The following is a 14,006-nucleotide window of genomic DNA, read 5'->3' on the forward strand; positions in this document are numbered from 1 at the left end:
TATCAGGCAACAGCGCGGCGAGCATGTAAGATACCGTGCTGCTGTTCAAGCTTAGCAAGTAACTTGGATAAATGTGCTAGCCCTGACACTTCAATATGAAACTTTAAAAAGGCAATATTATCATCATTGCTCAGAGTTTGAACTTGACGAATATTGACGTTTTCTTTATCAATGATTTGGGTTAAATCGCGTAGTAAACCCCGCCTATCATAGGCTTCTATATGAATATCAACTGGCTGATAGCGACCAGATTTAATCTTCCAAGCTGCCTTGATTTCGCGTTCAGGATCACGTTCAATCAGGCGCAGATATTCAGGGCAACCACGATTGTGGACACTGACACCGCGCGATAAAGTAATGTAGCCCGCGATAGGCTCACCGTGCACAGGGTGACAGCAGCCTGCCAAGCCAACTTCAATGTTATCCAAGCCATCGATTTGGATTTTGTAAGCATCAAGCTTACCTGAATCTCTTTTATCAATAATAGGGGCAAAATCTTCTTCAGATCTTTCAGGCTCTAGATGCAGTTGACGAGAGATATGACTGGTAAGCTGATTTAGACCAATTTCACCCGTCACCAAACCAACCACAATATCGTCGGTATTGTTGACATTAAAATGTTGCGTATAATCGTTTAAATCGATGCTGTTCGGATGTACCGATAGACGTTCAAGCTCTTTACTGAGCATCTGACGCCCGATTTCGATATTCTTATCGCGATCTTGTTTGTTAAACCATTGACGCAGTTTTGAGCGGGCACGATTGGTATGAATATAGCCTAGTGAAGCCACTAGCCAGTCGCGATTGGGCTCACGTGAAGATTTGGTAATAATCTCAACTTGCTCGCCCGTTTTGAGCTGATAGGTTAGCGGCACATAACGCTGATTGACACGCGCTGCTTGAGCACGGTTACCGACCTGCGTATGAACATAATAGGCAAAATCCAGCACAGTCGCACCTTTTGGCAACTCCGTAATATCGCCATCACGACTAAATATGTAAATACGTTCGAGTTCATCAAAATCAACCAATTGCTCTTCGTCATCATATTCAACTTCCTCTAATTCATCACCGGTTGATAAAGATGAGCGCGGCTGATTATTGATAGACAGCAGTTGACGTAAAGAGCTGATTCGCTGATTAAGGTAATTGTCCTTTTTGTTTTTGAGCCCTTCTTTGTAGTTGACATGGGCACACATGCCAAGCTCAGCTTCAAAATGCATCTCTTGAGTACGAATCTGTACTTCAAGCGATTTGTTTTCAGCGATGACCGCAGTATGGAGTGAGCGATAACCGTTAGATTTTGGATTGGTAATATAATCGTCAAATTGCTCAGGAATATAACGCCATAACCCATGTACCAATCCTAGCACGTGGTAGCAGTCTGAAGGAGTGGTCACCAATACTCGCAGCGCACGGATATCGTACAGCTGATCAAAAGACAATCCTTTAAGCTTCATTTTTCGATAAATAGAATAAATATGCTTCACGCGTCCTGAAACTTCGCCCTCAATACCAGATTCTGCTAAAGACTCGTTCAGTCTATCTTGTACGCGCTGGATATAAGACTCACGCTCGCTACGCTTTTCTGATAATAGTTTGGCAATTTCTTTATAACGATCAGGGGCAAGATAGCGAAAGGCTAAATCTTCAAGCTCCCATTTCAGCTGGGCAATGCCCAAGCGATGTGCCAATGGCGCATAAATAGTCATGACTTCACGCGCCACGCGAGCTTGCCGAACTTCATTGGAAAAGGTCAGCTCGCGCATAGCAAAAGTGCGTTCAGCAAGTTTAATCAGTACTACTCGGACATCGTTTGTCACTGAGATCAGCATGCTATAAATATTTGATAATTGATCCCGCTGATTATTTACGAAGTGATCCTCTAAGCGCTTATTGCTTTCGATAATCTCAGACAGTTGTCCCATCGCTAAGGTATCTTTAACCAAGGTTGAGATATCGATGCCAAACTTTTTTTCGATTTCGCTAAGACTAATAATGGATTTGCGCGCACTGCGATAGAGCATGGCAGCGACAAGGGCATCTTCATCTTGATAAAGGTAAGTTAAGATATCAGTCATGCCGATACCAGTCACGTAGGCGCCCGAACGCTCCGATTCACTGGTATTCATGTGATTACGGACGAATGCACAGGCAGCGCTAAGATTGGGTACTGAATCTTGCCCAATACGCTTTGCAACATTATCAAGCCAAGTAGGTACATCAATATTGATTTGATTTAAATCTAACGCTTCAAGCTCTTGCTGTGAAAACGCCTCGGATTCATCAAGAATTTTATCCCTTAAATAGTCATTTTCAAGATTTGAGTCATGACTGTAGTAGGCGTAATTAACAGAGCGATCAAAGGTAGTATGGAGTTTATGAGTGGCAAGTTGATACTTGATATCTAATGGGATTTGAGCATAGCTATTGGCAGACTGGTGCGAGCGTTGACTCGCGACCAGTTGCGCTGCCAAAGTTGCACTGTCGGCTTGCGTGGTTTGTCCATCTACCAGCGGTAATCCTTCACGAATTTTTACCATTGCCCACTCCTCTTAGCTATTTTGACTTGATAATAACGGCATCTACAATGCTAGAGCTAAACATGAGCTTGCTATCGATAAATGGTCAGTTATAAATCAATACAGCCGCTAAAAAATCCATTTTTTAGCAGCTATAAAATCAATTATAGGGATCTTGCATAGAATTATGAGCGCTTAGACTCACTATGTTTTATAAATAATAAAAACAGTGACTATTATTATCGCATGTTGCGATGACAAATCAAGCAAGGCTCTGTAATGATAGCGTTAGCCGCATATGCGAGTAACGCAGATATCATTCTTAAATTGCAGCGATTAACGCCTCTAAAAATCATAGGTTAATACTACACTCTGCCATTACATACGGTTTAAGCAGATATTTTTTCAAAGCGCGCGATGGACTCAACGTGACCAGTATGACAAAACATATCCATGACGCCAGCGTGAGTCAAACGATAACCTTGTTCAAGCAATGCTTTGGTATCGCGAGCAAGTGTAGCAGGGTTACAGGAGACATAGACAATCCGCTCGGCGTTAAACTTAGGCAAATATTGCATAATCTCCCACGCGCCAGAACGCGGTGGATCGATAAGCAGCGCATCAAACCCTTGGTTAGCCCACGGTTTGTCTGTACAGTCATGCGTCAAATCTTGGCTATAAAACTCAGTGTTATTAATGCCATTACGGCGCGCGTTATCAGCGGCGCGTGCAGTCATAGCTTCACTGCCTTCAACACCAACGACCGAGCCGGTTTCACCAACCAAGCGCGCGAGAGGCAGGCTGAAATTGCCTAAACCGCTGAATAAATCTAGAACGCGTTCACCTGCTTTTAAATCAAGCAAGTCACAAGCAAGCTTGGTCATCTGACGATTCACCGACAGATTAACTTGGGTAAAATCGGTGGGAATAAATTCAAACGTCAAATCATACTCTGGTAATTGATAATACAAACGTCCAAACTGCTCGCTTAAATCATCTGTATCCCTCAAGGCAATACGTTGGATACTATCCGCACCCTTTGATTGTAGATACAGTTGCCAATTACGTGCTGCAAAAAATACTTTTAGCTTATCTATATCGCCATCTGATAACGGTTCAAGATTACGCACAATTAGCGCGACTGGCTGATCGCCATCAGGCAGCTCTGGTAAATGCTCGCCCATTGCCAACTCAAGCTGAGCAATCTTGTCACGGCTATCTAAAGTACTAATAAGGGTTTTTAAGTTTTCAATCTCAAAGCCAATACGCGGATCTAAGATATGACACTCATTTAACTCTGCTAAGAAATTACTAGAACGCTCGCGAAAGCCGACCAAAGCAGTTTCTTTTTTGACCACATAACGTACGCCCAGTCGGGCTTTGGTACGATAGCCAAGGCGATCACCGACTACTGGCTCAAGCCAGTGATCAGGTGCCACATTGGCTTGATGAACCAACATCTCAGCAAGGACAGATTGCTTAAATGTAATTTGTGCATCTGGCTGCCAATGCTGCAAATTACAGCCACCGCAAACACCAAAATGCGGGCAGGGTGGTACCACGCGCTCAGGATTTGGATTGGCAGTGATGCTCACCGCATCGCCTTCTTCAAAGCTCGTGCGGCTATTAGTAATCTTGACCAACGCACTTTCACCTGGCAGGGCAAAGCTGACAAAGATTTTTTTGCCATGCTTGTCAGTGATATGACCGTCAGCTTCACCAAATCCATTACCGTATACCGCAACGCCGCGCCCATCATGCGATAAGCCGTCGATAGTAAAGGGGAGTGGCTCAGCATCTTTTAGACGACGACGCGTCTTTGATGATGGCTTAGATTTTTTCTTATTAGGCGGAATCGTAATGGTTTGCGTCTCATTTGCCTGTTCGGTTGCATCTACGTTGGTAAGCGTCTTTGAATCGGTGGGTTGCATAAACCTGCCTATAAAATGAAGGTGTTAAAAATAATAGCAATTTTAACATATAAAGCGACTAAGGTATTAGGCGCTCACAAAGTAAAAAAGCGGTGATTATAAAACTATAATCACCGCTTACATGTATCGTTCATCAATATATCAACTGGCTAAAATTGCTAGCTGATAAGCCAGTCATTCAAAAACGCCTGATGGCGTGGCGTGCCATCTACTTGGGTAAATTTTGTTAGATAATCACGGCTTTGCTGCTGCCAAATGGCAAAATCTGGCAAAGATAGCTGACCGGTCAAACGCAGCCAGCGCAGATATATCAGCCAAGTATTCATCACATCAGATTCACAATATATTGACAGCGTTTGCCAGTCATTATTGCTGACAAGTTCGCCGACCATACTACCATCAACATCTGTCTTACCGGGCAAGCCATATAGACTAGCAACGACATCCATCGCCTCGCGGCGACTGGCACCGTATTGGCTAAATCGATCCATCAAGTCAATATGGCGCGTATGGAAGCGATTGACATAGTTGTCAAAACGCATGTTTTTGATACGCTCACCTTCTTCAAACAACCAAGGCGCTGCCAAATCATATTGCATGGCACGATATATAAGTACAGGAATATCAAAACCTGAACCATTCCAGCTGATCAGTTTAGGCAGTTTTGCAATATCATTAAAGGCGCGAAAAAACTTGGCAAGAATCTCTTCTTCGCTAAATTTGTCTGCAGTAAGGGAAAATAATGAAAAAGTACCATCCTTAATATATAGAGCAGAGATACAGACAATGCGCTGTAATGGCAAACGCATGAAATCATGCCCGGCTTCTTGTATGCGGATGGCAGTCAACGCACTGAGCGTGTCAGCATCATTGAGCTTAGCCAATTGCGGATAGATACGGCGGGCAGCATCGGTATCTGCAACCGTTTCAATATCAAAGACCAAAATAGGGTCAGACGAAAAAGCTTGTGACATAGAGGTTTCTACCTGATTATAGGCTGATAAAGCTATATTAAATGCATTGTATACAGTTTATCTTAGTTCACGTTATCTAAGCTGGCATCAACACTATCATCAACATTGTATAAGCCGGTCGATAAATAACGATCACCACGGTCACAGACGATAAAGGCAATGACGGCATCAGGATTTGCCTTAGCAACTTGTGTGGCTGCCCATGCTGCTGCACCTGATGAGACGCCCGCAAAAATCCCTTCGGTTTTAGCAAGCTTACGCATATAAACCTCAGCGACGCGCTGATCGATATCCATAATCTCATCGACTAAGTCGGCATCAAAAATCCCTGGCATATAAGCGGCAGGCCAGCGGCGGATACCAGCGATAGCTGCATCCTCATCAGGCTGTAAACCGATGATTTGTATATCAGGGTTTTGCTCTTTTAAATATTGTGCCACGCCGGTAATGGTGCCAGTGGTACCCATAGAGCTGATAAAATGGGTAATTTTACCGTCTGTTTGCGCCCACAGCTCAGGACCTGTAGTCAGATAATGCGCCTGTTTATTATCAGGGTTATTAAACTGATCTAAGACAATACCTTTACCGTCTGTTTGCATTTGTAGCGCTATGTCGCGCGCGGCTTCTATCCCTTCTTCTACCTCAATCAGCGTCGCACCATAAGCCGTCATGGCGTCTTTACGCTCTTGGGTTGAGTTGCTTGGCATAAACAAGGTAATCGGATAGCCACGCATCGCCGCTACCATGGCTAATGCAATACCAGTATTGCCACTGGTTGCCTCAATCAACATGTCACCTGGCTTAATATCACCGCGCAGCTCCGCTTGATAAATCATATTAAAAGCAGGGCGGTCTTTGACAGAACCAGCAGGATTATTACCTTCAAGCTTGGCTAGCATGATAGCACCATTGTCAATCTGCTCTTGTTCAGGTAAGCGCTGCAATTTGACTAACGGCGTTTGACCGACGCAATCAGCAAGGTCAGTAATTTGAGTAATGAAATTGGCGTTTGACTGAGCTGTAGCGGACATAAAGTATCCTTAATAGTATCTATTTTTAAAGTAGTTTAACGCTATAGTAAAGTGCTATATATTCGGCAATACTTTGAGGTAACAGCAGCGTTTTTATTATTTGATAAGATTATGGTATTAAAGTGTTAAATAACCATGTTTTTATAAATGCGTCAATAATAAGTCAATACATCGTGACTGTCAGGTATTTATTATGGAAAATAAAAATTTGCGACATTGTATCATCTTGTTTTTGATGGCGCTTAAAGCAGATAGCTTTATCGATGATTGTCTAACAGCGGCTAATGGAATCCTGTTAAGATAATCATAAGCTATATAGTCGTTAATAGATGATACCTAAGCGGTCAGTAAAAGCATTGTAAAATGCTAGTAACAAAAACAGTAGTGGAGATGGTGCCCAGTATGGCTTACAAAAAACGTTTTGATACCAGTAGTGCTTATGGTCAGCTGGTCATATTGGTATTTTTGCCCATCTGTTTACTCGCAGCAGTGGGCGGTATCTTGGTGTTTTATGAAACCATGCGTGCCAGTAATTCAGAGCAAGCAGTGTTGGCTGAGGCAGTGCTTATCCGCTATTCACCTACGATTGCAGAGATAATACCTGAGCTGTTAGAGCAAGATGCTGCCAAGATACAGACTTCAGAAAATAATAATGAAAACGCTAATGACAATAATAAAGTCTCGCAAGCTGCGATTGCAAAGTTAGAAGGCATCCAAGATAAACTCAGACGTATGCGGGCAGAGCAACATGTTCAGCGTATCGCTATTGTCAATCAGAGCAACGACATACTTGCGACAGTTGGCTATGGTACGGAAGAGGTGTGGCCTGCAATCGATCCATCAGAGCGTTTTTTAGCGCAAAAATCCACTCCTATCGGTACCGCTTACGGCAGTATATTAGGTGAATTTGAGGGTCAAACACTGTGGTTATTAGTCGATATGGATAGTGAGCCGCTTTATATTGCGCGCTATCGTATCGCTATGGCATTGGTGATTACCGGTTTATTTACGTTATTAATTCTACTACTAAGTTTAAACATTTATTCAAAACGTTGGATTGCGCCGATTTATGAGCTGCGGCTGCAATTACAACGTACTCACGTCGATAATCTTTATCAGCCTATCCCCGTTGAGTCGAATGGTGAACTAAATCTATTACAACAAGACTTGGTGAGAACATTACGCCGTTTATATGTCAGTTTTCAAGAGCTGAAAGAACATGCGGAGCAGACCGAAGATGATTTGCGTCTTGCTTTTGATGAAATGGAGATGCAAAACATCTCTATTCGTAATGCGCGTGATGCGGCAATCTCAACCAGCCAAGCCAAATCAGCGTTTTTAGCCAATATCAGTCATGAGCTGCGTACGCCGCTCAATAGTATTGATGGTTTTATTAATTTGCTCGCGCGTCACGGTGAGCTCAATCCTGAACAAGACTTGTATGTACAAACCATCCGTAAATCGTCCGCCCACTTATTGGCATTGGTCAATGATGTGCTTGATTTCTCTAAAATCGAAGCGGGCAAGTTGGTACTAGATCGCCATGAGTTTGATCTTTATGACACTATCTATGATGTGGTCGATATGCTGTCGCCAGTGTCTGCAGAAAAAGGTCTGCGCATGGCGGTACTGTTTTACAACGATGTGCCAATGCGTATCAATGGTGATGCGCTGCGCCTCAAACAAGTACTAACCAATATCGTTGGTAATGCGATTAAATTTACTGATAGCGGTGACGTGGTGGTGCGCGTCAGCTTAGATGACTATCAAGACAATTATTTGATGATTAGCGTGCAAGACAGTGGTAAAGGCATCTCGCTGTCTGATCAAAAAATGCTCTTTCAAAGCTTTAGTCAAGGAGACCCATCCATCACGCGTCAGTATGGTGGTACAGGACTGGGACTGGTCATCTCTAAGCAATTAACACGGCTGATGGGCGGCGATATTGGTTTTTATGACAATATGCAAGAGAATATTTCCAATCAAGGCGCGACGTTTTGGTTTCGTATGCCAGCCCATGTTGATGTGGTAGAGGCAGCGACAGGACAAACCATTGAGCTGCCTGTATTGGCACCATTGGCAAGTGCGACTGATGAATTTAACGTTCTTATTTGGATTAATCATACCGCGTCTATACAAGTACTGAAAGCTAGTCTGCATCATTTGCCTATTAAGCTAACCCAAGCCAATTCTTTGCCAGGTTTGCTTGAATCGTTAAAAGAGCGTGGTAATTATTGGGACTGGGTCATCGTTGATGATGATACCCAAGACGATATGATGGCGCTGCTTAAGCAAATCCGTTTACATTATCAAGGTAAACTGGCCGTCTTTGGTTATCAAGTTGCCGCTGATCAAGCACTACTCAATCGTTACCATGCCAATATCTTGTATGAGCCATTAGACAAGAGACAGTTATATGCGATGCTAGATACGCAAAAGCGTAGTGTACCTACTGGTATGGCAGAACCACGTTGGAAAGGCGTTACCGTATTGGCAGTTGACGATCATTTGCCAAACTTACTGGTGCTTGATGCGCTGCTGAGCGAGCTTGGTATTCATGTTATTACGGCCAGTAACGGATTTGATGCGATAGAGCTAATCAGTAAACAGCAAGCGAAAAATATCAAAGCTACCAAAACTGAAAAACAAAGCCTGTCGAAAAAAACTCAAATCTCAAAAGCGGTCACGCGAGATGATGTCAGTAAATCAGCGGTTAGCACGTTACATATCGAAGACGTAACGACAGAAGAAAAGGGTAACGCACAACCTAAAGATAGGATCGATCTTATCTTTATGGATATTCAAATGCCACGTATGTCAGGGCATGAGGCGGCGCGACAAATCCGTAAGATTGAAGCAGCAGATAGTCATATTCCTATTATTGCACTGACTGCACATGGGCTAGCAGACGAGCGGGATAAATTAGTCGCTAGTGGTATCAATGATTATGTTGGTAAGCCTATTAGCCAGCCGCAGCTGCTACAAGTATTACAAAAATGGCTTGGACGTAATGCCTCGTCATCACCATTAACGGCAGAAAATGATGAGCATCCACAAGGTCTTGGCATAGCAGGTGACTTACAACTATTAGAGTCAAAAACCATTGACGCTCAAAATTCTGATGTACCAAATATGATGCTGCAACCTTCCTCATCTGCGCCTAAAAATGCAGCGCCGCCTACCTATCAAATGATTCGAAGCGAGCAGGTTCAGAGTTATAAACCTACCAAGATGAGCAATGAGAAAAGAGTAAAGCGACCTCTGTCACTGAAAAAAATCCGTGATGACTACCTGCGTGACAGTCAACCACGTGAAGACTATCGGCGTGAAAACCTGCGCGAAACGCAGCCACGCTATGAAAACCTGCGTTTTCAAGAACAAGGGCAGGCGGCATTTGGTACGCGTTCTATTCAAACGCTCGATGATAATAAAGATGAACTATCAGTCAGTACTGTGTATCTGCAAAACGACAATAACTTAAATGCTTCTGTATTTAATACCTTGGATATTCTAGATTGGCAAGATGCATTGACGCGATCAGCCAATAAGCCAGATCTTGCTGCAAAGCTAATCATTATGATGCTTGATACCATTAATGAGGAAAAACAAGCATTGACGCAAGCGTGGGAGGCACACAATCGCAGTATGCTCGCGCAAATCGCTCATCGGATATTGGGCGGCAGTCGTTATACGGGCGTGCCACAACTGCGCCAAGCCAGCCAAGATTTAGAAGATAAGTGTTTATTAAATATCCAGCATACCACGCCTGCACAGTTTGCAATGTTAGAGCCTTACTATGAGGCTTTATTAACCGCTTTGAATAATTTGCAAACGCTGGATTTGTCTGCTTATCCGCAGCTTAATTACCATCGTCTAAGTGAAAACGATATGACTTGGAAAATGATTTAAGGAAAATTTTTATGATGCTAAGAGGTAACGATATCGTGGCAGTCAGTTATTGATAAGGTAGGAGATAGGCAAGGCTGTTAATATCAGTCTATATATAAGCTATTATTTCAATTATTAAGGATGATTATGCACACTATCGCCACCTACCAGTATGAAACACTACAAGTTAGCGCGACTGATGATATTTTAACCGTGACAATCAATCGACCTGAGAAAAAAAATGCCATGAGCTTTAAAGTGGTCGAAGAGTTGATTGCGGTAGCCGGTCGCATCAGTAAAGACAAAACAATACGTGCGGTGATTTTAAATGGCGCTGAAGGAACCTTCTGCGCAGGGATTGACTTGGGCGACTTAAATCACCCCAAAAACCAAGTTTTTGCGCTATGGGAGCTGATCAAACCTTGGCAAAGCTCATTTCAGCGCGTGTGCTTAGTATGGCGTGATGTCCCAGTACCTGTCATTGCCGTACTTGAAGGATATTGCATAGGTGCAGGCTTACAGCTGGCGCTGGCATGTGATATTCGTATCAGCCATCCTGATTGTAAATTGGCTATTATGGAAGCTAAATGGGGACTAGTACCAGATATGGGCTTGACGCAATCTGGTTTTGGCGTGGTACGCGCTGATATCCTAAAAGAGCTGGCAATGACAGCCCGTATCGTTAGTGCAGAGCAGGGCAAAGAGCTAGGATTGGTCAGTCATTGCAGTGAGACGCCACTTGAGCAAGCGCAGCAACTTGCCGCTGAATTTGCTGAACGGTCACCAGATGCTGTGCTGGCAAGTAAACGCGTTATCAATGCCATGTTTGAACAATCTGCGACTACTTTATATATAGAAAAAGTCTGGCAATTAAAGATGATGTTCGGGCGCAATCGTAAACTTGCCCTTAGAAAAGCGAAGCAAGCCAGTACTGTATTTGGCAAGCGCCAGTTCCGTTAATACAGTTTAGATAGCTTATTGTTTTAAATGACTTCATCTTATTTCAAACGAACCATTGTTTTATTGATTAAAGTTTGTTTTATTAACGTGATACCTCTATTGAAATATAGGCAGACAGTGCGATATAAGACTGTCTGCTTGCGTAGCGGTTCGTCGATAAAAATAAAATAACAATCACTAGATCAAATGGTTTAACTATGTCTGCTCCAAAATCCCCCCTTCCTAATAAACCGCTTGCTGCTGACCGCGTGCGCTCTGCCGACTTACCTGTCGCATGGATTATGATTCTGGGTCTTATCGTTGCGGTAGGACCTTTATCTATTGATATGTATCTGCCAGCGTTACCATCGATGGCAGATGACTTTGGTGTGTCGACAGCCTTTATGGCAAACTCCGTACCTGCTTACTTTGTCGGATTGGTATTTGGTCAATTGTTTTATGGTCCCTTTAGTGACCGCGTTGGCCGTGTCAAGCCTTTATATATAGGCATGGTCTTATATGTGATTGCCTCTATTATTTGTGCAACCACCAACAATGAATATGTGTTGTTCGCTGGTCGTACCTTGCAAGCGCTCGGTGCTTGCGTAGGAGCAGTGGTTACCCGTGCTGCGATTCGAGACCGTCTAACCGCTAAGCAAACAGCAAAAGCGTTTTCTATCATGATTTTGGTAATGGGCTTAGCGCCGATACTAGCACCATCACTTGGCGCAGTATTTTTGCAGTATTTTAGCTGGCATTCTATCTTTTGGTTTTTGGCGGCTTTTGGCACGTTAAATTTATTACTGACCAAATTTTTCTTTTTTGAGACCCTTAGCGAAGAAAACCGCACTGTGCGTCCTGCCAAAGAGATACTCAGTCAATATTGGGATTTGCTTAGAGATCCCACCTTTAGCTATCCGGCGATTGGCGGCGGGTTATTGATGGGCGCAATGTTCGTTTATATCAGCTCAGCCTCTGAACTTATCATGGATACCTATGGTATGTCAGCCACACATTTTGGCTGGCTCTTTGGTATGAATGCCGCAGGCTTTGTGGCATTGACGCAGCTTAACCAATGGCTGACCAATCGCTTCCGTATTTTGAGTATTTTACGTTTTGGTGCGATGATGCAGGTCATCTCAGCGGGGGCTCTATTTACCCTTGGTATCGTATTTGGCACCGATGCTTGGTTGCCATTAGTCTTAGTCTGTATTTTCTTTTGTATCTCAGGTCTAGGTTTGACACAGCCCAACGCTTCAGCGATTGCGCTTGCTTTTCAAAAGCGCCGTGCTGGTATGGCCAGTGCGCTACAAGGCTCGCTTATGTTCTCAGTAGGTATCTTTGGTGGATTGTTATTAAACTTATTCCCTGTCAATCCAGTACTGAAAATCGGTATCGCGATGTTTGCACTGATGAGTCTTGGTTGCTATTTAATTTGGCAGATAGATCGTAATTTGGATTTAGATAATGCAGATTAATTAACTGACAAATTCTATTTATTAATATTCATCAGTAAAAAAGTATTCAGTACGTATTCATCGTCTGAATGCTTTTTTTTATGCTTTTTTTATTCATTGTTAATAATATCTATTTTTGGTACAAGCCTCAGTACGCTTAGCTTGATAGGTAAAAATCTTGAACCTGCTTTATATATTGTATATACATTTCTGGTTATATATAAACAATTGTTTGCCTTGATAAAACAAAGTGATTGCAATGACTGAGTTGCTCAATTATTATCTAAGGTAATTTTCTGTAATTAAGTGTTTTTTATATCTTTCTTAAACTTACAGAATTGTTTTTAAAATTGATTATTTTGAATAAAATTGAGGCTTAAGGATAAGAGATGAAACTATTATATCGAGCATTACCGATTATATTGAGTGTAGGCTTATTTGGGTGTGGAAATTCTTCTACCCAAGACAACGCTAATGCAGCTGGCGCAACAGTAACGGAACATAAAGACAATTTTGTCAGTAAACTTCCTGCTACAGCACCGACATTAAAGGTGGCAATGACTGGTGATTTACCGCCTTTCTCATTTCAAGATGATTATGGCAACATGCAAGGCACTGATGTCGATTCGATTAGAGCCATTGGGGAAGAGCAAGGCTTTAAAGTCGAATTCTACAAAGAGTCATGGCAGGATATGTTCGATAGTGTGGAATCGGGAAAGCGTGATTTAGCTATTTCTGGTATTTCTTATAAAGATGATCGTGCAATTAGATATGGTCTATCAACGCCTTACTTTTTCAATCCAGCTACTATTATGTATTTGGAAGGAAAGTTTGATATCAAAGATTTAAATGATATCAAAGGTCTAAAAACAGGTACTTTAGAGGGTTCTAAAGAAGAAGACACTCTAAAAGAGATGGGCAGCTCAGTTGAGCTGGTTTCAAGATCTACTGCATTTTTGGCTTATCAGGACTTAGTTCAAGGTAATACTGATGTGTTCTTATATGATATGCCAGTTTTGCAATACATTATAAAAGGTTATCCAGAACATAAAGTTAAGATTGTCCCTTATGAAGCAGCGGATGCGCCTTCAGCACAGCAAGTCGTGTTGATGGCAAAAGAAAATACCAAGCTGATCAAGAGTGTAAATGAAGGCATTACCAAGCTAAAAGCAAAAGGCACATTTAAAGAGATTGAAGAGAAATGGCTGGGTGCGACTGAGCCTGCGACCAAAAGTACTTCAAATAATCAGCAATCGAGCTAAGG

The 14,006-nt window shown here is 42.6% G+C and carries 8 protein-coding genes; 4 read left to right on the forward strand and 4 right to left on the reverse strand.

Annotation, left to right across the window (positions count from 1 at the left end):
* Nucleotides 1-2: 2 nt before the first annotated feature.
* From H0262_RS02430 to cysM, 4 genes are all read right to left on the reverse strand, one after another.
* Complete coding sequence (locus tag H0262_RS02430) at nt 3-2,543, reverse strand: bifunctional (p)ppGpp synthetase/guanosine-3',5'-bis(diphosphate) 3'-pyrophosphohydrolase (RefSeq protein WP_181209565.1); 2,541 nt, start codon at nt 2,541-2,543, stop codon at nt 3-5.
* Nucleotides 2,544-2,911: 368 nt separating this feature from the next.
* Entirely contained in the window at nt 2,912-4,453 is a 1,542-nt protein-coding gene (gene rlmD, locus H0262_RS02435) for a 23S rRNA (uracil(1939)-C(5))-methyltransferase RlmD (RefSeq protein ID WP_181209566.1), read from the reverse strand.
* A gap of 158 nt (nt 4,454-4,611) precedes the next feature.
* Nucleotides 4,612-5,427, reverse strand: a complete 816-nt coding sequence (locus tag H0262_RS02440) for a 3'-5' exonuclease (protein WP_181209567.1) — start codon at nt 5,425-5,427, stop codon at nt 4,612-4,614.
* 62 nt (nt 5,428-5,489) lie between these two features.
* On the reverse strand, nt 5,490-6,458 hold the full coding sequence (gene cysM, locus H0262_RS02445) for a cysteine synthase CysM (RefSeq protein WP_181209568.1): 969 nt from the start codon (nt 6,456-6,458) through the stop codon (nt 5,490-5,492).
* Nucleotides 6,459-6,860: 402 nt separating this feature from the next.
* Between cysM and H0262_RS02450 the strand changes: the two genes are divergently transcribed.
* The 4 genes from H0262_RS02450 (at nt 6,861) to H0262_RS02465 (ending at nt 14,004) form a co-directional block, all read left to right on the forward strand.
* A complete protein-coding gene (locus H0262_RS02450; RefSeq protein WP_181209569.1) occupies nt 6,861-10,367 on the forward strand; it encodes an ATP-binding protein in 3,507 nt (1,168 codons plus the stop codon).
* A 126-nt stretch (nt 10,368-10,493) separates the two neighbouring features.
* Nucleotides 10,494-11,306, forward strand: a complete 813-nt coding sequence (locus H0262_RS02455) for a crotonase/enoyl-CoA hydratase family protein (protein WP_011512751.1) — start codon at nt 10,494-10,496, stop codon at nt 11,304-11,306.
* Nucleotides 11,307-11,503: 197 nt separating this feature from the next.
* Complete coding sequence (locus H0262_RS02460) at nt 11,504-12,763, forward strand: multidrug effflux MFS transporter (protein ID WP_181209570.1); 1,260 nt, start codon at nt 11,504-11,506, stop codon at nt 12,761-12,763.
* Between the two features lie 368 nt (nt 12,764-13,131).
* Nucleotides 13,132-14,004: a transporter substrate-binding domain-containing protein gene (locus H0262_RS02465; protein ID WP_011512753.1), complete on the forward strand. Its 873-nt coding sequence runs from the start codon at nt 13,132-13,134 to the stop codon at nt 14,002-14,004.
* Nucleotides 14,005-14,006 lie beyond the last annotated feature (2 nt).

The sequence above is a fragment of the Psychrobacter sp. D2 genome (assembly GCF_013608135.1).
Classification (GTDB): domain Bacteria; phylum Pseudomonadota; class Gammaproteobacteria; order Pseudomonadales; family Moraxellaceae; genus Psychrobacter; species Psychrobacter cryohalolentis.

Excerpts from the sequence above, each read along its gene's own strand:
- rlmD (WP_181209566.1), bottom strand. The coding sequence starts at position 4,453 with ATGCAACCCACCGATTCAAAGACGCTTACCAACGTAGATGCAACCGAA.
- H0262_RS02430 (WP_181209565.1), bottom strand. The coding sequence starts at position 2,543 with ATGGTAAAAATTCGTGAAGGATTACCGCTGGTAGATGGACAAACCACG.
- H0262_RS02450 (WP_181209569.1), top strand. The coding sequence starts at position 6,861 with ATGGCTTACAAAAAACGTTTTGATACCAGTAGTGCTTATGGTCAGCTG.
- H0262_RS02465 (WP_011512753.1), top strand. The coding sequence starts at position 13,132 with ATGAAACTATTATATCGAGCATTACCGATTATATTGAGTGTAGGCTTA.
- H0262_RS02460 (WP_181209570.1), top strand. The coding sequence starts at position 11,504 with ATGTCTGCTCCAAAATCCCCCCTTCCTAATAAACCGCTTGCTGCTGAC.
- H0262_RS02455 (WP_011512751.1), top strand. The coding sequence starts at position 10,494 with ATGCACACTATCGCCACCTACCAGTATGAAACACTACAAGTTAGCGCG.
- cysM (WP_181209568.1), bottom strand. The coding sequence starts at position 6,458 with ATGTCCGCTACAGCTCAGTCAAACGCCAATTTCATTACTCAAATTACT.
- H0262_RS02440 (WP_181209567.1), bottom strand. The coding sequence starts at position 5,427 with ATGTCACAAGCTTTTTCGTCTGACCCTATTTTGGTCTTTGATATTGAA.